Annotated in this window: 27 protein-coding genes, 1 tRNA gene and 1 pseudogene; 18 read left to right on the top strand and 11 right to left on the bottom strand. The window is 72.2% G+C overall.

Annotated features, from left to right (window positions below):
* The first annotated feature begins 83 nt into the window (after positions 1–83).
* Positions 84–464 carry a cold-shock protein gene (locus GJR97_RS10390; RefSeq protein ID WP_129234506.1) on the top strand — a complete coding sequence of 127 codons (381 nt, stop codon included), beginning with the start codon at positions 84–86 and terminating at the stop codon, positions 462–464.
* On the top strand, positions 457–1,182 hold the full coding sequence (locus GJR97_RS10385) for a DUF3027 domain-containing protein (RefSeq protein WP_154346425.1): 726 nt from the start codon (positions 457–459) through the stop codon (positions 1,180–1,182). Before GJR97_RS10390 ends, GJR97_RS10385 begins: the two co-directional genes overlap by 8 nt.
* Positions 1,183–1,198: 16 nt before the next feature.
* Here the strand turns inward: GJR97_RS10385 and GJR97_RS10380 are convergent, their stop codons facing one another.
* Positions 1,199–1,462: a DUF2530 domain-containing protein gene (locus GJR97_RS10380; protein WP_154346424.1), complete on the bottom strand. Its 264-nt coding sequence runs from the start codon at positions 1,460–1,462 to the stop codon at positions 1,199–1,201.
* A 10-nt stretch (positions 1,463–1,472) separates the two neighbouring features.
* A complete protein-coding gene (serC, locus tag GJR97_RS10375) occupies positions 1,473–2,588 on the bottom strand; it encodes a phosphoserine transaminase (protein ID WP_154346423.1) in 1,116 nt (371 codons plus the stop codon).
* 153 nt (positions 2,589–2,741) lie between these two features.
* Here serC and GJR97_RS10370 point away from each other — a divergent pair, with 153 nt between their 5' ends.
* The 8 genes from GJR97_RS10370 to GJR97_RS10335 all read left to right on the top strand — a co-directional run bounded on the left by GJR97_RS10370 (position 2,742) and on the right by GJR97_RS10335 (position 10,151).
* Entirely contained in the window at positions 2,742–3,434 is a 693-nt protein-coding gene (locus GJR97_RS10370; protein WP_154346422.1) for a metal-dependent transcriptional regulator, read from the top strand.
* Between the two features lie 277 nt (positions 3,435–3,711).
* A complete protein-coding gene (locus tag GJR97_RS17880; protein WP_229276219.1) occupies positions 3,712–4,572 on the top strand; it encodes a C40 family peptidase in 861 nt (286 codons plus the stop codon).
* Between the two features lie 339 nt (positions 4,573–4,911).
* The gene (locus GJR97_RS10360; RefSeq protein WP_129235496.1) at positions 4,912–5,409 is read left to right on the top strand and encodes an HNH endonuclease; all 498 of its coding nucleotides are present in this window, start codon (positions 4,912–4,914) and stop codon (positions 5,407–5,409) included.
* A gap of 1,113 nt (positions 5,410–6,522) precedes the next feature.
* Positions 6,523–7,233: a CHAP domain-containing protein gene (locus GJR97_RS10355; protein WP_195760671.1), complete on the top strand. Its 711-nt coding sequence runs from the start codon at positions 6,523–6,525 to the stop codon at positions 7,231–7,233.
* Positions 7,234–7,555: 322 nt separating this feature from the next.
* Positions 7,556–7,627, top strand: a tRNA-Arg gene (locus tag GJR97_RS10350).
* Positions 7,628–7,714: 87 nt separating this feature from the next.
* Positions 7,715–9,397, top strand: a complete 1,683-nt coding sequence (pgi, locus tag GJR97_RS10345; protein ID WP_324613385.1) for a glucose-6-phosphate isomerase — start codon at positions 7,715–7,717, stop codon at positions 9,395–9,397.
* Positions 9,398–9,507: 110 nt separating this feature from the next.
* A complete protein-coding gene (locus GJR97_RS10340; RefSeq protein ID WP_324613384.1) occupies positions 9,508–9,843 on the top strand; it encodes a DUF7882 family protein in 336 nt (111 codons plus the stop codon).
* Positions 9,840–10,151, top strand: a complete 312-nt coding sequence (locus tag GJR97_RS10335; RefSeq protein WP_154346419.1) for a hypothetical protein — start codon at positions 9,840–9,842, stop codon at positions 10,149–10,151. The genes GJR97_RS10340 and GJR97_RS10335 overlap by 4 nt, the downstream gene beginning before the upstream one ends.
* Before the next feature lie 19 nt (positions 10,152–10,170).
* Here the strand turns inward: GJR97_RS10335 and GJR97_RS10330 are convergent, their stop codons facing one another.
* From GJR97_RS10330 to GJR97_RS10320, 3 genes are all read right to left on the bottom strand, one after another.
* Positions 10,171–10,527 (bottom strand): hypothetical protein, encoded by a 357-nt coding sequence (locus tag GJR97_RS10330; RefSeq protein ID WP_154346418.1) that lies wholly within the window; start codon positions 10,525–10,527, stop codon positions 10,171–10,173.
* An 82-nt stretch (positions 10,528–10,609) separates the two neighbouring features.
* The gene (locus GJR97_RS10325) at positions 10,610–10,879 is read right to left on the bottom strand and encodes a hypothetical protein (RefSeq protein ID WP_154346417.1); all 270 of its coding nucleotides are present in this window, start codon (positions 10,877–10,879) and stop codon (positions 10,610–10,612) included.
* Positions 10,876–11,052: a hypothetical protein gene (locus tag GJR97_RS10320; RefSeq protein WP_154346416.1), complete on the bottom strand. Its 177-nt coding sequence runs from the start codon at positions 11,050–11,052 to the stop codon at positions 10,876–10,878. Before GJR97_RS10320 ends, GJR97_RS10325 begins: the two co-directional genes overlap by 4 nt.
* 167 nt (positions 11,053–11,219) lie before the next feature.
* On the opposite strand from GJR97_RS10320, the gene GJR97_RS10315 reads away from it, so the two are divergent.
* Positions 11,220–12,287 (top strand): ATP-dependent DNA ligase, encoded by a 1,068-nt coding sequence (locus GJR97_RS10315; protein ID WP_154346415.1) that lies wholly within the window; start codon positions 11,220–11,222, stop codon positions 12,285–12,287.
* A 15-nt stretch (positions 12,288–12,302) separates the two neighbouring features.
* Here the strand turns inward: GJR97_RS10315 and GJR97_RS10310 are convergent, their stop codons facing one another.
* Positions 12,303–12,806 (bottom strand): Lrp/AsnC family transcriptional regulator, encoded by a 504-nt coding sequence (locus GJR97_RS10310; RefSeq protein ID WP_154346414.1) that lies wholly within the window; start codon positions 12,804–12,806, stop codon positions 12,303–12,305.
* A gap of 131 nt (positions 12,807–12,937) precedes the next feature.
* Between GJR97_RS10310 and ald the strand changes: the two genes are divergently transcribed.
* Positions 12,938–14,038, top strand: a complete 1,101-nt coding sequence (gene ald / locus GJR97_RS10305) for an alanine dehydrogenase (RefSeq protein WP_154346413.1) — start codon at positions 12,938–12,940, stop codon at positions 14,036–14,038.
* Between the two features lie 154 nt (positions 14,039–14,192).
* Here the strand turns inward: ald and GJR97_RS10300 are convergent, their stop codons facing one another.
* Positions 14,193–14,489, bottom strand: coding sequence for a metal-sensitive transcriptional regulator (locus GJR97_RS10300; protein WP_154346412.1), 297 nt, complete (start codon positions 14,487–14,489; stop codon positions 14,193–14,195).
* Complete coding sequence (locus tag GJR97_RS10295; protein WP_154346411.1) at positions 14,486–14,794, bottom strand: rhodanese-like domain-containing protein; 309 nt, start codon at positions 14,792–14,794, stop codon at positions 14,486–14,488. Before GJR97_RS10295 ends, GJR97_RS10300 begins: the two co-directional genes overlap by 4 nt.
* Positions 14,795–14,926: 132 nt before the next feature.
* Between GJR97_RS10295 and GJR97_RS10290 the strand changes: the two genes are divergently transcribed.
* Together GJR97_RS10290 and GJR97_RS10285 are read left to right on the top strand one after the other, a co-directional pair.
* Positions 14,927–18,682 carry an AAA family ATPase gene (locus GJR97_RS10290; RefSeq protein ID WP_154346410.1) on the top strand — a complete coding sequence of 1,252 codons (3,756 nt, stop codon included), beginning with the start codon at positions 14,927–14,929 and terminating at the stop codon, positions 18,680–18,682.
* A complete protein-coding gene (locus GJR97_RS10285) occupies positions 18,679–18,912 on the top strand; it encodes a hypothetical protein (protein WP_154346409.1) in 234 nt (77 codons plus the stop codon). The genes GJR97_RS10290 and GJR97_RS10285 overlap by 4 nt, the downstream gene beginning before the upstream one ends.
* A 54-nt stretch (positions 18,913–18,966) precedes the next feature.
* Here the strand turns inward: GJR97_RS10285 and mscL are convergent, their stop codons facing one another.
* Positions 18,967–19,407 carry a large conductance mechanosensitive channel protein MscL gene (gene mscL / locus GJR97_RS10280; RefSeq protein WP_324613383.1) on the bottom strand — a complete coding sequence of 147 codons (441 nt, stop codon included), beginning with the start codon at positions 19,405–19,407 and terminating at the stop codon, positions 18,967–18,969.
* Between the two features lie 23 nt (positions 19,408–19,430).
* Here mscL and GJR97_RS18770 point away from each other — a divergent pair, with 23 nt between their 5' ends.
* Entirely contained in the window at positions 19,431–19,640 is a 210-nt protein-coding gene (locus tag GJR97_RS18770) for a hypothetical protein (RefSeq protein WP_324613463.1), read from the top strand.
* Positions 19,641–19,654: 14 nt separating this feature from the next.
* Here the strand turns inward: GJR97_RS18770 and GJR97_RS18765 are convergent.
* Positions 19,655–19,795 (bottom strand): annotated as a pseudogene (locus GJR97_RS18765) (FmdB family zinc ribbon protein); the annotation flags it as partial.
* A gap of 51 nt (positions 19,796–19,846) precedes the next feature.
* Positions 19,847–20,425 carry a 5-formyltetrahydrofolate cyclo-ligase gene (locus tag GJR97_RS10270; RefSeq protein ID WP_154346406.1) on the bottom strand — a complete coding sequence of 193 codons (579 nt, stop codon included), beginning with the start codon at positions 20,423–20,425 and terminating at the stop codon, positions 19,847–19,849.
* 62 nt (positions 20,426–20,487) lie between these two features.
* Between GJR97_RS10270 and GJR97_RS10265 the strand changes: the two genes are divergently transcribed.
* Genes GJR97_RS10265 through GJR97_RS10255 form a run of 3 tightly spaced genes read left to right on the top strand, consistent with a single transcriptional unit; the run spans position 20,488 to position 23,171 of the window.
* Complete coding sequence (locus GJR97_RS10265) at positions 20,488–21,387, top strand: UTP--glucose-1-phosphate uridylyltransferase (RefSeq protein WP_154346405.1); 900 nt, start codon at positions 20,488–20,490, stop codon at positions 21,385–21,387.
* Between the two features lie 7 nt (positions 21,388–21,394).
* Positions 21,395–22,051 (top strand): GNAT family N-acetyltransferase, encoded by a 657-nt coding sequence (locus GJR97_RS10260; protein ID WP_324613457.1) that lies wholly within the window; start codon positions 21,395–21,397, stop codon positions 22,049–22,051.
* A 52-nt stretch (positions 22,052–22,103) separates the two neighbouring features.
* On the top strand, positions 22,104–23,171 hold the full coding sequence (locus GJR97_RS10255; protein WP_154346404.1) for a hypothetical protein: 1,068 nt from the start codon (positions 22,104–22,106) through the stop codon (positions 23,169–23,171).
* Positions 23,172–23,213 lie beyond the last annotated feature (42 nt).

The raw sequence follows: 23,213 nt of genomic DNA, 5'->3' as shown, positions 1-23,213 counted from the left end.
CCCGGCGGGTGCCGGACCGTAGACTGGGGGCCGACGTCGCCGCGGTTTCCGGCGCGCCCACCGAGACAGCGGGAGTTCCATCGATGCCCACCGGCAAGGTCAAGTTCTACGACGAGGAGAAGGGGTTCGGCTTCATCAGCGGCGATGACGGCCAGGAGGTCTTCCTCCACGCCTCGGCACTTCCCGCCGGCGCGACCGTGCGCTCGGGCACCCGGCTGGAGTTCGGGATCGCCCAGGGCAAGCGCGGCGCGCAGGCGCTCTCGGTGCGCGTGCTCGACGCGCCGCCGAGCCTCGCGCGGATGCACCGCAAGCCGGCGGACGACATGGCGGTCATCGTCGAGGACCTCGTGAAGGTCCTCGACGGCATCGGCGCGAACCTGAAGCGCGGCCGGTACCCCGACAACGCCCACAGCCGGAAGATCGCGGCCCTCCTGCGCAAGGTTGCGGACGAGCTGGATGCCTGACGCGGAGTTCCCCGGCGAGGCGGGCGAGGCGAGCGAGGCATCCGACCGCGGTGCGGTCGCCGACGAGGTCGGCCCGATCGTCGCCGACGACGTGCTGCTCGACGCGGTCGACCTCGCGCGCGGCGCGCTGCTCGAGGTCACCGCGGCCCAGTCGGTGGGCTCCGTGGTCGGCCACGTCGCCGAGGGCGAGCACGTGCTCTCCCTTCACTTCGCGGCCGACCTGCCCGGCTACCCGGGCTGGCACTGGTCGGTCACGCTCGCGCGCGTCGAGGGCGCCGACCCGACCGTGCTCGAGACCGAGCTGCTGCCCGGCGAGCAGGCGCTCCTCGCGCCCGAGTGGGTGCCGTGGTCGGATCGGCTCGCGGAGTACCGCGCCGCCCAGGCCGCGGCCGCCGCGGAGGCGGAGTCGGCCGAGGGCGACGACGAGGATGACGCGGACGCCGACGAGGAGCTCGACCGCGACCGGGGATCCGACGGCGACGAGGAGCTCGACGCCGACGGCGAGGGCGATGCCGACGAGGGCGACGACGAGTTCGGCGAGGAGGACGCCGGAGACGACCTCTTCGACGGCATCGACATCGACGCGCTCGACGCATCCGACGACGAGGGCGCCGACGACGAGGGCGCCGACGACGAGGACGACGACGACGAGGGTGACGCCGACGCCGCAGGCGAAGCGGACGCCGACGACCGGGAGCGCCCCGACGGGTCGGCCTGACGCGTCCGGGAGGCGCTCAGCGCGGGGCGTCGGGGTCCGGCCGGTGCCGTCGACGGCGGAGCTGCACGACGACGAGTCCGACGACCCCGAGCACGACGCCGATCGCGGCCGCGGCGACGAACCAGCCGAACCCGGCATCCGCCAGCGCGCCGGAGAACCCCATGGCGAGGCCGAGCGCCACGACCCACGCGACGGTTCCGGCGAGGAGCGCCTTGCGCGCGTCCGCCCGGACCGGCTCCGGGTCGGGATGCCGTTCGGACTCGGAGAGCCACAGCCGCATGGCCGTCACCCTATCCGTTCTGCGCGAGCACCCAGTCCAGCGACGCGGTGAGCGCGCGCACGTCGTCCGGCTCGATCGCGGTGAAGGTGGCGACGCGGAGCTGGTTCCGGCCGAGCTTGCGGTACGGCTCCGTGTCGACGATGCCGTTGGCGCGGAGCGTCTTCGCGAGGGCCGCGGCATCCGTCGACTCGTCGAAGTCGATCGTCACGACCACCTGCGAACGGTACTCCGGGTCGGCGACGAACGGCGTCGCCGCCGGGGTCCGTGCCGCCCAGTCGTAGAGGATGCCGGACGACTCCCGGGTGCGCGCGTCGGCCCAGGCGAGTCCGCCCGAGGCGTTCATCCACTCGAGCTGGCTCTCGAGCAGCAGGAGCGTGGCGAGCGCGGGCGTGTTGAGCGTCTGGTCGAGGCGCGAGTTGTCGACCGCGCTCTTCAGCGACAGGAAGTCGGGGATGTAGCGGTCGGATGCCGCGATGCGCTCGATGCGCTCGATCGCGGCCGGTGACATGATCGCGAACCAGAGACCGCCGTCGGAGGCGAAGTTCTTCTGCGGTGCGAAGTACAGCACGTCGAACTCCGCCGGGTCGGCGATGGCGCCGCCCGCGGCGCTCGTGGCGTCGATCACGGTCAGTGCCCCCGCGTCGCCGGCCACTCGGCGGACCGGCGCCTGGACGCCCGTCGACGTCTCGTTCTGCGGCCAGCCGTAGACGTCGACGCCGTCGAGCGGCAGGGCGTCGACACGGGAGCCGGGCTCGGACTTCCGGACGTCGGGCGCCTCGAGCCACGGCGCGGCGGCGGCCTTGGCGAACTTCGCGCCGAACTCGCCGAACGAGCAGAGCTGCGCGCGGCGCTCGACGAGGCCGAACGCCGCGGCATCCCAGAACGCGGTCGAGCCGCCGTTGCCGAGGACGACCTCGTAGCCGTCCGGGAGCGAGTACAGGTCGGCGATGCCCTGCCGCACCCGGCCGACGAGCTGCTTCACCGGCGCCTGCCGGTGCGAGGTGCCGAGCAGGCGCGGGCCGACCTCGGCGAGGTGCGCGAGCTGCTCGGGCCGCACCTTCGACGGGCCGCAGCCGAAACGGCCGTCGGCGGGCAGGAGCGACGAGGGGATCACGAGCTCAGGCATGGTCCGATCTTAGGCGTGGCGCGTTCGCCATGGCGGCGGATGACGCGGGGTCGGGCATTCGCCGCGTCCACCCTCCACCGCTCGCCGGCATGTCGGCCGCGGCCAGTAGTCTGTTCTGATGCACGAGGCGCCCGACCGCCGAGGGGGAGCGAATTGACCGACCTCATCGACACGACCGAGATGTACCTGCGCACCATCCTCGACCTCGAGGAGGAGGGCATCGTGCCGCTCCGTGCCCGCATCTCGGAGCGACTCGGGCACTCCGGTCCCACCGTGTCGCAGACGGTCGCGCGGATGGAGCGCGACGGGCTCGTCGTAGTCTCGGGCGACCGCCACCTCGAGCTCACCGCCGACGGGCGGCAGAAGGCCGTGCACGTGATGCGCAAGCACCGTCTCGCCGAGCGCCTGCTCGCCGACGTGATCGGCCTCGACTGGGAGTACGTCCACGAGGAGGCGTGCCGCTGGGAGCACGTGATGAGCGAGCACGTCGAGCGCCGCCTCGTCGAGATCCTCGGCCAGCCCACGCACTCGCCCTACGGCAACCCGATCCCGGGGCTGGAGGAGCTCGGTGTCGAGCCCGCGGCGCCGTTCATGCAGGGCGTGCGCAACGTCCTCACGGCCCTCGACGAGGGCGACGGCTCGGCCGACGGCGTCATCCGCAGGCTCGCCGAGCCCGCGCAGTTCGAGCCCGCGCTGCTCGGTCGGCTGAAGGCGGCCGGCGTGCTGCCCGGAACACGGGTCTCGCTCCGCCGCGAGGGCGCCGTCGTCGTGGTCTCGGTCGAGGGTCGCGACGATGCGCTCGAGCTGCCGTCGGAGCTCGCCGGCCATCTCTTCATCGGGGACTGATTCCCGGCTCCGGCCCGTGGTCGGGGCGTCCGGGACCCGAGGGCGTCGAATCCCTCCGTCGCACGGGGCGTGGATCGCCGATTCCGGCGCACCGTGACCGAAATGTGACAATCGACGACCTCTCGCGTATCCTCGATCGAGTCCGCCGGCGACAAGCCAGCCGACGGAACAGGGTCGAGACGCCTCCCGCGCTCACCGCTCGGCCCCGATACCCGTGACGCGCCCCCAAGCGCACAGGTGAGACGGAGCTTCGGCATCGTGGGGCGGAGGACACGTTTTGGCTCGATTCCCCCGGCGCCGTTCAGGCGCGATCACCGCCCCCAAGCCCAGGACCGGCACCGCCCTCGTGCGTCGCGCGACGCCGGCCGCTCCTGCGGCCGCGACGGACGTCGCAGTGGAGGCGAGGCTCCAGAAGGACTCCCTCGGCCGCCGGCTCCGCCGCGGCAGCGCGAAGAACGTGATGGTCATGTCCGTCGCCGCCGGCCTGGTCGGCACCCTCGCGATCCCCGCGTACGCGTTCGCACCGGGGAGCGACGGCATCCAGTTCGGCGCCACGGCGCAGACGCAGCTGACCAAGGCGGCCCCGCAGGACGTCGAGGTGGCCGAGGACGTCATCGCCGCGCCGATCTCCGAAGACGGCTACGACGCCGTCACCGGTGAGGAGATCCGGGCCGCCGAGGAGGCGCAGCGCGCCGCCGAGGAGGCCGCCGCCGCCGCAGAGGCCGCCCGCCAGGCCGCGGCCGAGCAGATGACCTCCTATGCCGCCGCCGCGAGCGAGTACACCCCCGCCGCCGTCTACGGCTCGGCGGATCCCGCCAGCGTCTACTCGGTCGCGCAGCAGTACCTCGGCGTCCCCTACGTCTACGGCGGCGCGACGCCGGCCGGTTTCGACTGCTCCGGCCTCGTCCAGTACGTCTACGCCCAGTTCGGCATCAGCCTCCCGCACTCGTCCTCCGCGCAGGGTGCCGCCGGAACGCAGATCCCCGTCTCCCAGGCCGTCCCCGGCGACCTCGTCGTCATGAGCGGCCACATCGGCTTCTACGCCGGCAACGGCATGATCCTCCACGCCCCGTACGAGGGCACGGTCGTCCGAGTCCAGCCGATCTGGACGAGCGACTACTGGATCGTGCGGATCTGACGTGTGAACAGCGCATGAAGCGTGACACGAATGGCGTGCCGGGAGGACCCGGCACGCCATTCGTGTCGTAGCCTTGACCGTGACGATTCCGAATACCGGGTAGGGGAAGTCCGATGGTCGGTCCACGCAGCAGCACCCATTCCGCGGGCGCGCGCGTGCTCTACGACCAGCGGCGCAGTAGTCAGCCGAGTCGCGACCGCGCCGGGATGCCGACGGGCACTGTCTTCATGACGGTGCCCGTTTCGCGTCTCCGGGGCGGTTCTGCGCACCCCGCGGCATCCGGATCGTCCTTCCCTTCACGCGGCTGGAAGCCATCCAGCACCGATCGAGAGGCACCCCATGCGCACGCTCGTGCTCAACGCCGGATATGAACCCCTCGCGGTCGTGTCGTTCAAGCGCGCCCTCCTGCTCGTCATGAACGAGAAGGCCACCGTGATCCTGCACGACGAGGGCAACCCGGTGCACGGTGCGAACGGCGAATGGGTCCGGCCCAGCGTCATCCTGCTCACCCGGTACGTGCGGACGCCGCGCGTCCACCAGGTTCCGGTGAGCCGCCGAGGCGTGCTCCGGCGCGATGAGCACCGCTGCGCCTACTGCGGCAAGTCCGCGGGGACGATCGACCACGTGCTGCCGCGATCGCGCGGCGGGCGCGACACGTGGGAGAACCTGGTCGCGTGCTGCCTGCGGTGCAACAACTCCAAGGGCGACCACACACCCGCCGAGATGGGCTGGACGCTGCGGATCACGCCCCGCATGCCGCACGGTCGCGGGTGGGTGGTGCGCGGGTTCGAGCGGCCGCTCCCGCAGTGGAGCGACTACCTCGAGCGAGCGGCCTGACACGCGCCTCGGCGCGCCGATGCGCCGCACGGTGACAAGCGCTCGGACCGTGCCCTAGGGTGGTACGAGTCCGGAGCACCCCCGGCTCCGGAGAACCCGCAACGCCCCCGCTTCCGCCTCCCCCCGAGCCGGCGCGGGACCGGAGGTACACGATCCTTGTACGGTGACGACGCGCACGGCCAGCCCCCGAGCCTGCGGCCCCGACGCCACTCCGCGCTGCCCGCGGACGGGTCCGCCGGTTGGTCGCCCGAGTACCACGACGCTGCGCCGCGCCCGGATGCCTCATCCCGCCCGCCCGTGACCGGCCGTCGCGCCGACCGCGAGCGTCCGGCCGATGGGGCGGGCGAGCGAGACGCGTCCGCGCTGCGCGAGCGTTCGGCGCTCCGCGATGCCGGAGCGGTCACGGGAATGCCGTCGGGTCGTCCGGAGTCGTCACGGCCCGTGCCACCGCGGGTGCCGCCGGCATGGCGACCGCCGCGAGACGAGTCGCGCGACGGGAACTCCGAGCAGCGGGCCGGCGCGGTGCGTCCCGAGGTCGACGAGTGGCGCCGCGAACGGGGTCGGCCCGCCGCCGTGCCGCCGCACGCGGGTCGCCCCGACCTCCCCTCGCCCGCGCCCCGCCGCGATGCCGCGCCCGACCGCCGCGCTGCACCCGATGGTGGCGTCGTTCCGGGCCGCAGGTCAGCGTCCGGGTATGCGCCGACGCCCGCTCAGACCGTGGCGTCGGCCCGTCCGACCCGACCGGAAGACCGCGGAGCGGCATCTGGTTCGCGCGGGTCCATGCCCACCCCCGGGGCCACCCGCCCCGCCGAGCGACTCGCTCCGCAGCCTCCGGGTGCGCGCCGCGCCCCGTCGCCCGACGCCGTCGCCGTCCCGGCCGCTGCGCTCGCCGATCCCGCCGGCATCCCCTCGGCGGTCGACGCCCCTGCTGCGGGCTCGCCGTCGCTGGCCATCGCCGCCGCCGCCGCGGGGGGTGCTGCACCCCCGTCGGTCGACGCACCGCCGAGCGGCCGACGTCGCGGAGCCTCACGAGCGCCGGCCCGGCGCGCCGCGACCCCGCCTCAGTCGCCGGCCGCCCGCGCCTCGGGGCCGGTCTCGCGACGGAACGGTCCGATGCGCGTCGCGGCCACCGTGCTCCTGGTGCCGGCGCTCGTCGGCACCGTGGCGCTTCCCGCCTACGCGTTCCTGCCGGGCGGTCACCTGCCGGGAGGCGCGCCGACCAAGTTCAGCCTCTCGGTCGCCGAGGCGCAGGCGCTCGAGGTCTCGGATCTCGCAGCCGGGGCGCCGGTCTCCAGCGACACCTTCGCGGTGACGACGCGTGAGGAGATCGACGCGGCGGCGGCGGAGGCGGAGCGTGCGGCCTGGGAGGCCGAACTCGCCTCGCGCGGCACGGGCGAGTACGCGATCGTGGCCCAGCGGGCCGAGGGCGACGACTACCCCTGGTGGAACCAGACGCCCGACGACTACGGCGGCGGCTTGTCGCCCCTGCGCTACTACTACCGCGAGTGCGTCGACTTCGTGGCCTGGCGACTGAACCGCGACGCGGGCGTGACGGGCGCGCCGTGGAAGTGGGACTGGGGCAACCTCGCCTCGGGCAGCGCATGGATGTGGGCCGATGCCTGGGCGGCGAAGGGCTGGCCGTCGAGCAGCGAGCCCGTCGTCGGCGCGGTCGCGTGGTTCCCGTACAACCACGTGGCGTACGTGCAGGCGGTCAACGGCGACGGCACGGTCACGATCGAGGAGTACAACTGGAACTCCGATCACTCGTACCACGTGCGGACCATCCCGGTCGGCGAGGCGCTCTACCTCTATCCGCCGGCCTGAGCGGGCGACGTCGTCCACGCGTTGGGCGACATCATGGCGAAACGATCGCGAGAAGTTGGACGTTCCGGACAATGACCACGTCCTCGCCCGGCCGATAGCCTGAGGCTTCCCTCCCCAGAGAAGCGAAGCATGGTGACCGCGATGACGCAGCCCTCAGACGACAACCGGTTCGACGAGAACGGGTTCGTCGACGAGCTCGCCCCGTCGACGTCGGCGATCGTGGTGCTCGGCTACAACTGAGCCCGTCGCCGGCCGCACCGGTTCGAGCGGGCCGGCCCACGGGCCGAGCCGGTCTCGTACGCCCGCTAGACTCTTCCGGTCAGCCTCTGTAGCTCAATGGAAGAGCAGCTCCGTCCTAAGGAGAGGGTTGGGGGTTCGAGTCCCTCCAGGGGCACCGTCGCAGTCGCCGTGTCCGCTCCGTTCCCGTAGCCCGGCGTCGCACGGGTTCACGCGCCCGATCGGTGCGGGTAGCGTGAGGCGGGTGAGCACGCCGATCGATCCCACAGCCACGTCCGCCTGGTCCGAGCTCGAGGCCCGGAGCGCCTCGTTCGAACCCGACCTGCGCGGCTGGTTCGCCGCCGACGCCGATCGCGTCGATCGGCTGAGCCTGCCGCTGGCAGACCTGCACGTCGACCTGTCGAAGAACCTCGTCACCGACGAGATCCTCGCCGCACTGGTCCGACTCGCGGAGCAGACGCACGTCGCCGAGCGGTACGCCGCGATGCTGGCGGGCGAGCACATCAACACCACCGAGGACCGCGCGGTGCTGCACACCGCACTGCGCCGGCCCGCCGGGGCCGAGCCGCCCCTCGTCGTCGACGGACAGGACATCGACCACGACGTCCACGAGGTCCTCGACCGGCTGGGCGCCTTCGCCGAGCGGGTCCGCTCGGGGGAGTGGCGCGGCGTGAGCGGCAAGCGCGTCACGGATGTCGTGAACATCGGCATCGGCGGCTCCGACCTCGGCCCGGTGATGGTCTCCGAGGCGCTGAAGCCCTATGCGGACGCCGGCATCCGCGCGCACTTCGTCTCCAACATCGACCCGACCGACGTGGCGCAGAAGACGGCCGGGCTCGACCCGGAGACCACGCTCGTGATCGTCGCGTCCAAGACCTTCACCACGCTCGAGACGCTCACCAACGCGCGGCTCGCGCGCGACTGGCTGTGGGCCGGGCTCGAGTCCTCCGGCGCGATCGGCGGCGACGAGGCATCCCGCACCGACGCGGTCGCGCACCACTTCGTCGCGGTCTCGACCGCGCTCGACAAGGTCGCGGCGTTCGGCATCGACCCCGAGAACGCGTTCGGCTTCTGGGACTGGGTCGGAGGGCGCTACTCGGTCGACTCGGCGATCGGACTCTCGCTCGCGATCGAGCTCGGGCCCTCGGTCTTCCGCGACCTGCTCGCGGGCTTCCACGCGGTCGACGAGCACGTGCGCACGACGCCGCTCGAGCGCAACGTGCCGATTCTCATGGGGCTCCTCAACGTCTGGTACACGAACTTCCTGGGTTCCCAGTCGCACGCCGTCCTGCCGTACGCGCAGCAGCTCCACCGGTTCCCGGCGTACCTGCAGCAGCTCACGATGGAGTCCAACGGCAAGTCGGTCCGCTGGGACGGCTCGCCGGTCACGACCACCACGGGCGAGGTCTTCTGGGGCGAGCCCGGCACGAACGGCCAGCACGCGTTCTACCAGCTGATCCACCAGGGCACGCGGTTGATCCCCGCCGACTTCATCGCGTTCGCGAACCCGGCCTACCCGCTGGCCGACGACGGGCGCGACGTGCACGGACTGTTCCTGGCGAACTTCCTCGCGCAGACCAAGGCGCTCGCCTTCGGCAAGACTCCCGAGGAGGTCGAGGCGGAGGGCACGACGGGGCCGCTCGTCGCGGCGCGCACGTTCGAGGGCAACCGTCCGACGACGTCGATCTTCGCGCCGGCGCTCACCCCGTCGGTGCTCGGCCAGCTCATCGCGCTGTACGAGCACATCACGTTCACGCAGGGCGTCGTGTGGGGCATCAACTCGTTCGACCAGTGGGGCGTCGAGCTCGGCAAGCAGCTCGCCCTGCAGATCGCCCCGGCGATCGAGGGCGACGAGGCGGCGATGGCAGGGCAGGATGCCTCGACCCGCGCGCTGATCGAGTACTACCGGTCGCACCGCGGCGGCTGACGCCCGCAGCTCCCGACGGAGGGTGCTCGGATCGCGCCTTGGCAACCCCTGTTCCCCGACCCCGCCGCGGGCTACGCTGTGCGTCAGGCTGTGCAGCGCCGGAGGTGGATGTGGGGAAGCTGACGTACGACTCGACCCTCGGTGTTGACTTCGACGATCGGGTGCTCGCGCACCTGCAGCTCGTGATCGGCGCGAAGCTCCGCCGAGGCGAGTCGTTCTACTTCAGTTGGCGCGACGACCCCGCGATCGGCAATGGTCGCAGCACGCTCTGGATGCACCCGCGGATCCCGCTCGTGTTCAAGTACTCCGGCGGCCGTCAGCCGTCGATCAATCGCGCATGGGTCGACGCGCTCATGTCCACGGCGAACTCGCCGGGTGGCCTGGTCCTCGTCCCCGAGCCCGAGGCGAGGAACTCGGTGGATCCGAACGGAGGGCACGAGTCGTGAAGCGCGTGAACATCATGTACGACGGTGCGCAGTACTCGGTCGGCGAAGCCGACGTCGAGGCGATCAAGGAGGCGATCGAGCGCGCGCACGAGCGAGGGCGCGCCGACTGGATCACGGTGAACTACGGGGAGGGCCGGCCGCAGCCCGCCCAGTTGCTGGTCGGCCCCGGCATCCCCGTCAGCATCGTGCCCATTCCCGCGGACGACCCGCTGCCCGGCGACGCCGATGCGGAGGCCGAGGAGCGCCGGGCCGAGCCCGCCACGGAGGCGGGAGCGGGCGGCGTCGACAAGGTCGACCTGGGCGACTGACCGTCGGTCCCGCACGACCTCAACGGATCGGCGGCCACTCCAGCTCATCGGTGTCGTCACCTGCGCCGTACCCGGGTTCCGGCGCCTCGACCATGGGGCGGATGGCGGAGAGCGCCGTCGTCGCCGCCCTGAGGCGTGAGACGAGCTCCTCGTCGACGAGTTCCTCGAGGTCCGTCTCGACCGGTTCGGTGAGGAGCTGGCTGGCGGGCCCGATCAGCAGGTGCGCGCGTGCGGCCGAGCCGTCGTCGCCGCGGATCGGGATGTCGATCGATGCCGCGGACCGGCGCGACGCGAGCGCGGCCGCGTAGTCGACGATCGCATCGGCGATCGCGCTTCCGGTGAGCAGCTCGCCGCCCGCGTAGTGGATCCGGTCCATACCTGCAGGTCTACCGGTCGGGCAGGCTCGACTCAACGGCTTGCGCTCGTGCGCCTGACGTGGTCTCATCCGGCCTGCGCGGTCAGGTCCAGCCGGCGGCGTGCGTCCATCCTGCGAGGTACGCGCGCTCGTTCGCACCGAGCCGCACGCCCGATCGGGGCACGGGCCGCTCGTCGAGTTCGCAGAGGTCGAGGATCCGCCGCACGATCGCCGGACGGAGCGGTGCGGTGGGGTGCTCGAGGATCTCGAGCTGCAGCGGCGCCTCGAGCATCGGCCACCACATCCCGATCGACGGGAGCAGGCGGGGCTCGTGGTCGGTGCCGTGGTCGGGTCGCTCGATCACGGCGCTCATTGCGCCCGCTCCTCGGTGATCCGCCCGTCGTCGTCCCGGACGGCGATGCGCTCGTCGGCGTCGGCGTCCTCCTGTGCGCGTGCGCGCCGCTGGACCTCGTCGACCGCGGCATCCATGACGCGGTCCTCCTCCGATCGTGCGGCCTTTGGTCCGTGTCCATCCGATTCGGACATGGTCACCCTCACCCCTCCGGTGGTCGGTGCGCCCCGAACGCGTTCCCCGTCATGGAGGTTACGTCGCGCGCTCGCGCTGCGGCAGGCCCTTGATCGCCCGCGGAGGTGGTGCTACCCGCCGACGGATGCCGGGTGCGCCTGTCGGAGGAGGGGAGCATGATGGGCGGATGGACCTGCCGGTGATGCCGCCCGTCAAGCCGATGCTCGCGAAGTCGGTGAAGGGCATTCCCGACGTCGGGCACGTCGAGCCGAAGTGGGACGGCTTCCGCACGATCGTGTTCCGCGACGGCGACGAGGTCGAACTCGGCAGCCGCAACGAGCGCCCGATGACGCGATACTTCCCGGAGCTCGTCGTGGCGCTGAAGCAGCATCTCCCCGAGCGGTGCGTCGTCGACGGCGAGATCGTGCTCGTCCGCGACGGCCGGCTCGACTTCGACGCGCTGCAGCAGCGGATCCACCCTGCCGCGAGCCGGGTGAAGCTCCTCGCCGAGCAGACCCCGGTCTCGTTCGTCGCATTCGACCTGCTCGCGCTCGGCGACGACGACCTGACGGGCCGCCCGTTCGCCGAGCGGCGCGCGCTGCTGGTCGGGGCGCTCGCGGCGGCATCCGACCCGGTCTTCGTGACGCCGGCGACCGCCGATCCCGCCGAGGCCGACGACTGGTTCGCCAGGTTCGAGGGAGCCGGTCTCGACGGCGTCGTCGCGAAGCCGCTCGACGGCACCTACCAGCCCGACAAGCGGACGATGTTCAAGGTCAAGCACGAGCGGACGGCCGACTGCGTGATCGCCGGCTACCGCTGGCACAAGACGGGCGGGATCGTCGGGTCCCTGCTGCTCGGGCTCCACGGCGACGACGGGCGCCTGCACCACGTGGGCGTTGCCGCGTCGTTCCCGATGGCGAAGCGACGCGAGCTCGTCGAGACACTGGCACCGTACGTCGAGGAGGACCTGTCGCGGCATCCATGGGGGGAGTGGGCCGACCAGGAGGCGCACCGCACCGGCCGTATGCCCGGCGCGGTCAGCCGCTGGAGTGCGGGCAAGGACCTGTCGTTCGTGCCGCTGCGTCCCGAACTCGTCGTCGAGGTCGCGTACGACCACATGGAGGGCGATCGGTTCCGGCACACGGCGCAGTTCCGGCGCTGGCGCCCCGATCGCACTCCCGAGAGCTGCACGTACGAGCAACTCGAGGCGCCGGCCGGGCTCGACCTGGACGAGATCCTGCCGATGTCGCGCTGAGCCGGGGCGGCGACGTCAGAGCACGGCGCGCAGCCCGGCCGATTCGGCCGTGTGGTGCTCGAAGACGAGGTTGGTCTCGGTGAGCGCCACCGCGGGATTCGCCGACAGGTTCTTCAGGACGAACTGGCGCACGTGCTCGCTGTCCCGCACGCGGACGTGGATGAGGAAGTCCTCGCTGCCGCCGAGGAAGAAGAGCTGCGCCACCTCGGGCTCCCGCCGCAGTTCGGCGGAGATCTGCTCCATCAGGTGGCGGGCGCCCGGGCGGATGCGGACCGAGACGAGCGCCTGGAGGGTGAAGCCGAGTGCGGCGGGGTTGATCTCCGCCGTGTAGCGCGTGATCACGCCGCGCTCGCGCAGCGAGCGCACGCGGGCGAGGCACGTCGACGGGGAGACGCCGACCTCGCGGGCGAGGTCGACGTTCGGGATGCGCGCGTTCTCGTGCAGCAGCGCGATGATCTGCCGGTCGATGTCGTCGAGCACGACCCGGGTGGGTTCGCTGAACTTCGGCAGATCGGACATGGCGGCACTCCTCCACGAACTTTCGAGACGGATGCCGTGAGTCTACCGAACATCATGCGGAGGCACTTCACAAACAGCGAACATGAGGCGACCATGGAAGGACACATCCACACAGCATTCGGAGCGTACCCATGCACGTCGGCGTGCCTGCAGAGATCAAGAACAACGAATTCCGCGTCGCGATGACGCCCGCGGGAGCGAACGCGCTCGCCCTGCGCGGGCATCGCGTCGACATCGAGGCCGGTGCCGGCGAGGGCGCGGGCTACCACGACGACGAGTACCGCGCCGCCGGCGCGAACATCGTCGCGACCGCCGACGAGGCATGGGCCGCGGAGCTCGTGCTGAAGGTCAAGGAGCCCATCGAGCAGGAGTACGGGTTCCTGCGCGAGGACCTCACGCTGTTCACCTACCTGCACCTCGCGGCTGACCTCCCCCTCACCCGGGCCATCCTCGATTCGGGCGTCACCGCGATCGCCTACGAGACCGTCCAGCTCGCGGACCGTTCGCTGCCGCTGCTCACCCCGATGAGCGAGGTCGCCGGCCGGCTCGCGCCGCAGGTCGGCGCGGCGTCGCTGCACGCGTCGAAGGGCGGCCGCGGCGTGCTGCTCGGCGGCGTCCCCGGCACCGCTCCCGCGAAGGTGGTCGTGATCGGCGGCGGCGTCGCCGGCGAGCAGGCGGCTGCGACCGCGATGGGCATGGGCGCCGACGTGACGGTGATGGACATCTCGCTGCCGAAGCTGCGCGAGCTCGACGCGCGCTACGAGCACCGGATCAAGACGCTCGCGTCCTCGCCCTACGAGACCGCCCGCCAGGTGCGCGACGCGGACCTCGTGATCGGCGCGGTGCTCGTTCCCGGCGCGGCCGCGCCGAAGGTCGTCACCGACGAGATGGTCGCCACCATGAAGCGCGGCGCGGTGCTCGTCGACATCGCGATCGACCAGGGCGGATGCTTCGAGGGGTCGCGCGCGACCACGCACGCCGACCCGACGTACCGGGTGCACGACGCGATCTACTACTGCGTCGCGAACATGCCCGGCGCGGTGCCCGCGACCTCGACGCCGGCACTCACGAACGCCACGCTGCCGTACGCGCTGAAGATCGCGGACCTCGGCTGGGAGGCCGCCCTCGCAGCCGACCCCGCCCTGGCCAAGGGCCTGAACGCCACGTCCGGCAAGTTGACCAACGAGGGGGTCGCGAAGGCCCACGGCCTGGAGCTGTCCTCCCTCGTCTGACGCCGGGGTGCCCGACCAGGCGCTCCGTGAGCACACGACGGCCGCCGACCCGATCCGAATCGGGCGGCGGCCGTCGTGGCATCCGCCGTCGACCGGAGCGCGCCACGCCCGCCGACGGTGGCGGTCGTGCCCGGGCGCGTCGGCGGGGCGCTCGTCAGGAGAGCGAGAGGAACAGCTTCTCGAGCTCGTCGAAGTCGAGACGCTCGCCCGAGCCGTCGACCTTGCCGTCGGGGTCGGCGGCGCAATCGCGCATCGCGGTCGAGATCACGGCGAAGCCCGCGCGGTCGAGCGCGCTGGACACGGCGGCGAGCTGGGTGACGACCGTGCGGCAGTCGGAGCCCGACTCGACGGCCTCGATCACGGCGTTGAGCTGACCGCGGGCGCGCTTCAGGCGGTTCGCGATGCGACGCTGGGCGTCGGAGGCGGACTCCGTGGCGATGTGGGTGGTCATGCGGCACCTCCGATGGTGAGGGGGAGCCCGGCGCGGTACCACTCCGTGATGCCGCCCGAGATGTTCACGGCGTCGACGCCCTGTGCCGAGAGGTACTCGGCCGCCTGCGCGCTCCGGCCGCCGCCGTGGCACATCACGTACACGGTCCGGTCGCGCGGCACTTCGTCGAGTCGTTCGACGAGCATGCCGAGTGGGATGTGGTGGGCGTCGTCGATGCGCGCCTGCTCGAGTTCGTGGTCCTCGCGGACGTCGAGGATCCACGCGTCGGCCACGGCGTGGGCGTCGGTGGGGGAGATCGACTTCATGTGCTGCTCCTCGTGCGATCGGGTGCCAGGGGAAAGCATACCCCCATGGTATCAATACCCGCCGGGTATCGAAATCCCACGGAGTGCGGCGATGCTCCGGGGGATCCGGCCACGCCGCCGTATGGTGTCGATGTGCAACGGCTCGATCGGAACGACGGGGACGACTTCCTCGACGACGGGACCGAGACCCCTGCCGCCGAGCGTGCCGGGTCGAGGGATCCGAGACGCGACCCCGCGACGCCCCACGCGGTGACGATCGGCGACCCCTCGGTGGTCGCCGGCAACATCGCCGAGCCGAGCTGGCGTCGCTGGCACGCCGAGCTCCGCGACCTCGGCGGCCGGTCGCCGCTCATCCACTTCGACGACGCGCCGCGCACGCGCATCGAGCTCTCCACGACCCACCCGGGCGGCCTGCCGCAGTTCATCACCGGCAAGTCCACCCTCCTGTCGAGCCTGATCCGCGACGAGCTCGCACTGCGCAACGCACGGCTCGCGGCGGCCGAGATCACGCAGAAGGGCGTCGAGCTCCGTTCCGTCCGCGGCATCGAATCGGTCCACCTCGCGATCGGCCTGGCGTCCTGGCAGTCGGCCGGGGAGGACTTCCTCGCCCCGGTGCTGCTGCGTCCGCTCGCGATCCGCCGCTACGGGCGCGACTTCGAGCTGAAGCTCAAGGGCCAGCCCTTCCTCAACCCGGCGCTCGCCCGCGAGTTGCACGACCGCTTCCAGATCACGCTCGACGCCGACGCGTTCGTGGCGCTCGCGATCACGAACGGCATGTTCAAGCCGCAGCCCGTGATCGACCGGCTTCGCGGGCTCACCTCGCACCTGCCGTACTTCCACGTCGCGCCGCGCCTCGTGGTCTCGTCGTTCGCCGAGGTGGGCCCGGCGATGGGGGCGGATGCCGCGCGGCTCGAGCACCCCGTCATCGACGCGATCGCCGGCAACCCGAACGCCCGCGCCGCCGCGTCGCGGCAGGCGGAGCCGCCCCGCATCGTCCCCCAGGACGAGCGGCCGCCCTCGACGGACCGTCTCCTGCTCGACGCCGACGCCGAGCAGGAGCAGGTGATCGCCCGCATCGAGCAGGGCGACTCGATCGTCGTGAAGACGCTCCCCGGCACGGGCGGGACGCAGACCATCGTGAACGCGATCGGCGCGCTGCTCGCGAACGAGCGCCGCGTGCTGGTCGTCGGCGCCCGTCGTGCGAGCCTCGACGGCATCGCGCACCGACTCGGCCAGGTCGGACTCGGCGGGCTCGCCGTGAGCACGGATCGCCTTCGGCGGGACCTCATCCAGTCGATCACGCGCAACGAGAAGGCCGAGCAGCCCCGTATCGCCGACATCGACGACGCATTGGTGCGCCTCCGTCGCGTGCTGCTCGACTACCGGAACGCGCTCACCCGCAACGACGGCGAGCTCGGCGTCTCGGTGCTCGATGCGCTCACCGCGCTCGCCGGCCTCGCGTCGATGCCGGTGCCGCCCGACACCACGGCCCGGCTCGATCGCGATTCGCTCGTCGCGCTCGCCGATGGGCGCGACTCGGTCGCGGCGGACCTGGTCCGTGCAGCGACCCTCGGCGAGTTCCGCTACGGCCCGGGCGACTCGCCCTGGTACGGTGCGGACTTCGCCACGTCGGAGGAGGCGACGGCCGCCCACGAGCTCGCCAAGCGGTTGAGCACGACCGACGTGCCCCGACTCCTCGACCGCGGACGGGCGCTCATCGCCCAGACGCGCCTGCGCCAGTTCGAGTCCGTCGCCGAGCTCGGCGTCTTCCTCCGGCTGCTCCACGACGTGCGCGACACGCTCGACAAGTTCCTGCCGTCCGTGTATGATCGCCCGCTCGGCGAGCTCATCGCCGCCACCGCGCCCCGCCGCGAGACCGGGATGTCGGGCGCGAACCGGCGCCGACTGAAGCGCCTCGCGCTCGAGTACGTGCGCCCCGGGGTGCACGTCGGCGACCTGAACGGCTCGCTCCGAGGCATCCAGCAGCAGCGCACGCTGTGGCACCGCTACTCGGAGGCGGGCGCGGTGCCGAGCGTGCCCGTCGGGCTCGACGACGTGCACGTCGCGTATCACACGGTCGCGGCCGACCTGCAGGAGCTCGACGCGCCGCTCGGGCTCGCCGGGACCCCCAAGCGACTCGCCGCTCGGCCGCTGCGCGATCTCGAGGCGACGCTCGTCGGCCTCGCCGCGGAGTCCGAGGTGCTGCTCAACCTGCAGGAGCGGACGGCGCTGCTCCAGAAGCTCCGAGGTCTCGGGCTCGACCCGCTGCTCGTCGACCTCGCCAAGCGACATGTGCCGGAGCAGCAGGTCGCCTCCGAACTCGAGCTCGCGTGGTGGCAATCGGTGTTCGAGACGATGCTCGCGGGAGATCCCGCGCTCCTCGGTGCGAACACGAGCGTGCTCGACCGCCTGGAATCCGACTTCCGCCTCGTCGACGACGCGCACGCCTCGGCGGCGGGACCCCTGCTCGCGTGGCGCCTCGCCGAGGCGTGGCGCGTCGCGCTCGTCGACCAGCCCGACGAGGCCGAGCGACTGCGCCGGATGCTCCGCGGCGACCGCGTGCGTCCGGACCGCCTGCATCGGGAGTCACCGCACCTGTTCCGGCTGCTGGCTCCCGTCTGGCTCGCCTCGCCGTACGAGGTGCCCGAGATCGACGATGCCATCCGGTTCGACACGGTCCTCCTCGTCGACGCCGGCGCGACCACCATCGCCGAGAACCTGGGCGCGATCCGGCGCGCGAGCCAGGTCGTCGCCTTCGGCGACCCGGTCACGCAGACGCCCACGCGCTTCGAGGTCGCGATCCCGGCGGATCCCGATGAGCGTCCGCCGGCCGAGCACGGCGTCGACGCGCTGCACGCCGACTCGGCGCTCGCGCGCCTGGCCGACCTGCTGCCGACCCTCACCCTCACCCGGAGCTACCGGGCGGGCGGCGAGGATCTCGCCGAGCTCGTGAACCGCCGGTTCTACGGCGGGCGCATCGTGTCGATGCCGTGGGCGGGGAGCTTCCTCGGCCACGGCAGCCTCGGCCTGCACTACGTCCGCGGCAACGGGCTGCCCGATGCCGTGACCGGCACGGTCGAGAGCCTCGACGCCGAGGTCGCGAAGGTCGTCGAACTCGTCATGGAGCACGCGGTCAAGCGCCCGCGCGAGTCGCTCATGGTGATCACGGCGAGCGCACGGCACGCGGCCCGCGTGCACCAGGCCGTGCTCGCCGCGTTCGCCAAGCGCAGCGACCTGTCGGACTTCATCCTGCGCGACCGCGCCGAGCCGTTCACGGTGCTCACGCTCGAGCAGGCCGTCGCGCAGAGCCGCGATCGCGTGGTGTTCTCGATCGGCTACGGCCGCACGCCGCACGGACGCCTGCTGTCGAACTTCGGCGCGCTCGGCGAACCGGGCGGCGAGCGGTTGCTCGCGGTCGCGATGACCCGCGCGCGCCGTTCGATGGACATCGTGTCGGCCTTCCGCCCCGAGGACATCGACGCGGACCGCCAGCGCCACGGCGTCGTCGCGCTCGCGAGCGTGCTCTCGCACACCGAGGAGCAGAAGGACGCGATGCCGGACCGCGGGCCCGGCGACCCGATGCTCGTCGACCTCGCGACGCGGCTCGAGCGCCGCGGCATCCGCGTGAGCGTCGGACACCGCGACACGCTCTCGCTCGCCGCGTCGTACGCAGGCAAGGCCGTCGTCGTCGAGACCGACCAGGCGCTCGTCGGCCAGAGCCTCCGCGAGTCGCTGCGGCTCCGGCCCGACGTGCTCCGACGCCTCGGCTGGCATTACCTGCGCGTGCACAGCTTCGAGCTGTTCGGCGACCCAGAGTCGGTCGCCGAACGCGTCGCCTCGGTGCTCGGGAGGGGAGCGCCGGCGGTCGAGGAGGCCGAGTCCGCGTGACCGGCCCGGCCGACCGAGACGACGGCGAGCAGGCGGATGAGGCGGCCCCGCGCCAGCGCGTCGAACGCTCGCGGGGCGCACGGCGTGCACGCCTGACCCCCGCACCGGGCACGGATCCCGAGCCCGAGTCGGCGGTGCCCGGAGCGCACGACGAGTCCGAGGACGGCCCGCCGCGGACCTCCCGTCCGGAAGACGATCGGATCACGCGCGAGCGCCCGCCGCACTGGTGAGCGGCGAGGGCGCCCGGCGATCGAGTCGACGGGCGCCTCCGCGCGGAGCGCGGGCTATTCGGTGCGCTGCGATTCCGGCTGCCGCGCGCGATCCGCGGCGAGCAGGTCGCGGATCTCGGCGAGCACCGTGAGCTCGGTCTCCGGGTCCTCGGCCTTCGACGCGCCGGCCTGTCGGCGCGCCTCGGCGCGCTCCTTCAGCACGTTCATCGGCAGGACGAAGACGAAGTAGACGACGGCGGCGACGATGACGAACGTGAGGATCGCACCGAGCACGGCGCCGAACTTCACCTCCGCGACGCTGCCGTCCATCGTGGGGATCTCCCAGACGAACGCGGAGTCGAGGCTGTCCGCGCGGAAGAGCGCGCCGATCAGCGGGTTGAACAGGTTGCTCACGATCGAGTTGACGACCGACGTGAACGCGGCGCCGATGACGACCGCGACCGCGAGGTCGATCACGTTCCCCCTGAGGATGAACTCCTTGAATCCCTTGAGCACTCGCTGTTCTCCCTTCGTCTGCGGTGTGGTGGGCGCGGGCAGGACGTCGATCCTATGCGGCGGTCGACGACGGGCTCGTCGTCGAAGTCGAGGACCCGGAGGACGACGACCCGGAGGACGACGATCCGGACGACGTCGAACCGGACGAGGACCCTCCGGAGGACCCGCCCGATCCGGACTCGGAGGCGGAGGAGGACCCGTCCTTCCCGCTCGCGCGCGAGTCGGTCCGGTAGAACCCCGACCCGTTGAAGGTCACGCCGACCGTGCCGAAGAGCTTGCGCAGGCGGCCGGAGCACGTCGGGCATTCCGTCAGCGTGTCGTCGGTGAAGGCCTGCTGGATGTCGAAGGCCTCGCCGCACTCGGTGCAGCGATAGGAATAGGTGGGCATGGTGGTCTCTCGGGTTCCGTCGGTGGAATGCGGGGGAGTACGCCTCGCGAGTCAGAACGCGACGATCCGCGTGGGGGTCACGACGCCGTTCACCGGCTGGTCGTGGACCTCTCGCGGCACCTCCTCGACGAACTCTCCGTCGAAGACGATGGCGTACACCGGGGGACATTTTCCCATCGAACCGAGGGTCTTGTCGAAATACCCGCGTCCCCAGCCGAGGCGCATGCCCGTGGCATCCACCGCGGCAGCCGGCACGAGGATCAGGTCGACGTCGTTGATCGCCATCGGACCGAGGAGCTCGCCGACCGCCTCGGGCATGCCGTGCAGCCCGGTCACCTCGTCCTCCTCCTCGCCGACCGTCCAGTCGAGCAGGCCGTCCTCGCGCGTGATCGGGAACAGTACGCGGATGCCCCGCGCCTCCGCCCAGTTCACGAACGGCCGGGTGTCGGGCTCGGTCGGCATCGAGAGGTAGCACGAGATCGAGGTCGCCTCGCTCGAGCCGACGAGCTCCTGCAGGCGGGAGGTGAAGCCCTCGGTGGCCAGGTCGCGCTCGTGCGCGGGCATGTTCCGCCGTCGCTCTCGGAGCTCGGCGCGGAGGATCCGCTTGACCACGGTCGGATCGTCGGGCATGCCAGCCATCCTAGGACGATGCATCCGTCCCACGCCCATGCCGTACGGCTACGCTGATGCGCATGACTGAACGGATCACGAAGGCCGTCATCCCCGCTGCCGGCCTGGGAACGCGCTTCCTGCCCGCGACCAAGGCGATGCCGAAGGAGATGCTGCCGGTCGTCGACAAGCCCGCCATCCAGTACGTGGTCGAGGAGGCCGTCGGCGCCGGGCTCACCGACGTGCTGATGATCACGGGCCGCAACAAGAACGCGCTCGAGAACCACTTCGACCGCGTCGCCGAGCTCGAGTACACCCTCGAGCAGAAGGGCGACACGGCCAAGCTGCAGAAGGTCAACGAGTCGACCGAGCTCGCGCAGATGCACTACGTCCGCCAGGGCGACCCGAAGGGCCTCGGCCACGCGGTGCTCCGAGCCGAGATGCACGTCGGCGACGAGCCGTTCGCGGTGCTGCTCGGCGACGACATCATCGACGAGCGCGACGTGCTGCTCACCCGGATGCTCGCGGAGCAGGTCGCGCGCGACGCGACCATCGTCGCCCTGCTCGAGGTCGACCCCGACAGCATCCACCTCTACGGCGCCGCCGAGATCGAGGAGACCGACGACCCCGACGTCGTGCGGATCACGGGCCTCGTCGAGAAGCCCGCCAAGGAGGTCGCACCCTCGAACTACGCCGTCATCGGCCGTTACGTCATCAAGCCCGGGGTCTTCGAGGTCCTGCACCGCACGGCGCCGGGCAAGGGCGGCGAGATCCAGCTGACTGACGCGCTGATGGAGATGGCTGGCGACGTCGAGGGCACGGGCGGCGTCTACGGCGTCGTCTTCCGGGGCCGACGGTACGACACCGGCGACAAGCTCGACTACATCAAGGCCGTCATCCAGCTCGCCTCGGATCGCGAGGACCTCGGCGCCGACCTGCGGGCCTGGCTCGTCGAGTTCGCCGCCGGACTCGAACGAGGCTGACGTGCCGGTGGCATCCGTTCCGACCCTCGTCGACGGGTCGTTGACGCTCCGACCGATCAGGGTGCGCGACGCGCGCCCGCTCGAACGGGTGCTGCTCGACAACCGCGCGTGGCTGCGCAGGTGGGAGGCGACGTACCCCGGCGGGGGCACCGTGATCGATGCGCGGGCGAGCATCCGCAACCTCAACGCGCACGCGCGCGCCGGCACCGCGCTGCCGTTCGTGCTCGAGTGGGAGGGCGAGCTGGTCGGCCAGCTGAACGTGTCGTCGATCACGCACGGGTCGCTCGCGTCGGCGTCGATCGGGTACTGGGTCGCCAAGGACGTCGCCGGTCGCGGCATCACCCCCACCGCCGTCGCGCTCGCGACCGATCACTGCTTCCGGGTCCTCCGGCTGCACCGCATGGAGATCTGCATCCGCCCCGAGAACGGGCCGTCGCTCCGCGTCGTGGAGAAGCTCGGCTTCCGCTACGAGGGGCTGCGCCGCCGGTTCATCCACATCGACGGCGACTGGCGCGACCACTTCGCGTTCGCGCTCGTCGCGGAGGAGGTGCCCGGCGGGGTGCTCCGGCGGTGGCGCGAGGGCCGCGCGCCGACCGCCGCCGCGTCGATCCCGGACGCGGACCGCGAGGCCGCGCGCACCCCCCTTCGGGTGGGGGATCGCTGACACGCCCCACGGCGAGTGGGACCGGCAGCGCCCGGTGACCTAGCGTGGTGCCATGGATCCGATCGGCGGTGGCGTGCTCGTGGCAGTCGCCGCGACGCTGTGGATCGCCTACCTGCTCCCGAGCTGGCTCCGCCGACGCCAGTACCTCGCCACCGAGCGCAACGCGGTGCGCCTGCAGCAGACCCTCCGGATCCTCGCCGAGACGGCCGAGGCGCCCGAGGAGGTCCGCACCGGCGTATCGGCGCGTGAGGTCGCGGCGCAGGAACGGATCCTCCACGAGCACGAGCTGGCGGCGCGCCTCGAGGCGCAGGCCGCGGAGAACCTCGCCATCGCCGAACGCATCGCCGCCGAGGAGGCGGCCGCTGCGGCGGAGCGCGAGCTCGCGGCGCAGGCGGAGCGCGTCGCGGCCGCCGAGCGCGAGGCCGCGCGTCCGGTCGAGGCGGATGCAGCATCCGCGCGCAGCGCGGCGGCGCCCGGCGCTCCGAGCGCCGCTGCGGCCCGCCGTGCGCGGCGCCGCCGTCGCGCGATGTGCTCGCTGCTGCTCCTCGCGTCGCTCGTCGCGGTCGTCGCCGGGCTCGTCATGCTCGCCCTCGGCGGTACGGGTCTCGTCGCCCTCGGCGGCGGTGCCGGGATCGTCACCGCGATGACGGGCCTCGTGGTCCTCGCACGCCGTCGTCCGGCCCCGGCCGCCGCGGCCCCCGTCGCAGTGCCCGTCGCCGAGCCGTTCGAGCCCATCGACGTCGAGGATGCCGACACCGCCGAGGCGCCCGGATGGACGCCCCAACCGCTTCCGAAGCCGCTCCACCTCTCGCGCGGCACGATCGCCGCGAGCGTCATGGCCTCCATCGCCGAGGCCGAGCAGTTGAAGCGGGCCGCGAACGACGCCGAGCTCGCCGAGCGCGCTGAGCGGATGGAGCCGCAGGTCCCCGTGCTGCGGCCGCCCGCGGCATCCGTCGACCAGGCACCGACGCGGGCGGCCGGCGACGCGGAGACGCGGCGTCAGGCCGCCTCGGCGTCGGAGCCGGCCAATCCCTACGCGCGGATGGGCATCGTCGAAGGCGCGGAGCCCGGCATCGGCGACCTCGACCAGGTGCTGCGCCGCCGCCGCACCGCCGTCTGATCCGGGTGGTCCGGACCACGCCTCGCGGGATGGTAGAGTCGT

Source organism: Agromyces kandeliae (genome assembly GCF_009674665.1).
In the GTDB taxonomy this organism is placed as follows: Bacteria; Actinomycetota; Actinomycetes; order Actinomycetales; family Microbacteriaceae; genus Agromyces; species Agromyces kandeliae.
The sequence above is the reverse complement of the archived record's forward strand: the minus strand, read 5'-3'. Positions and strand labels throughout refer to the sequence as shown.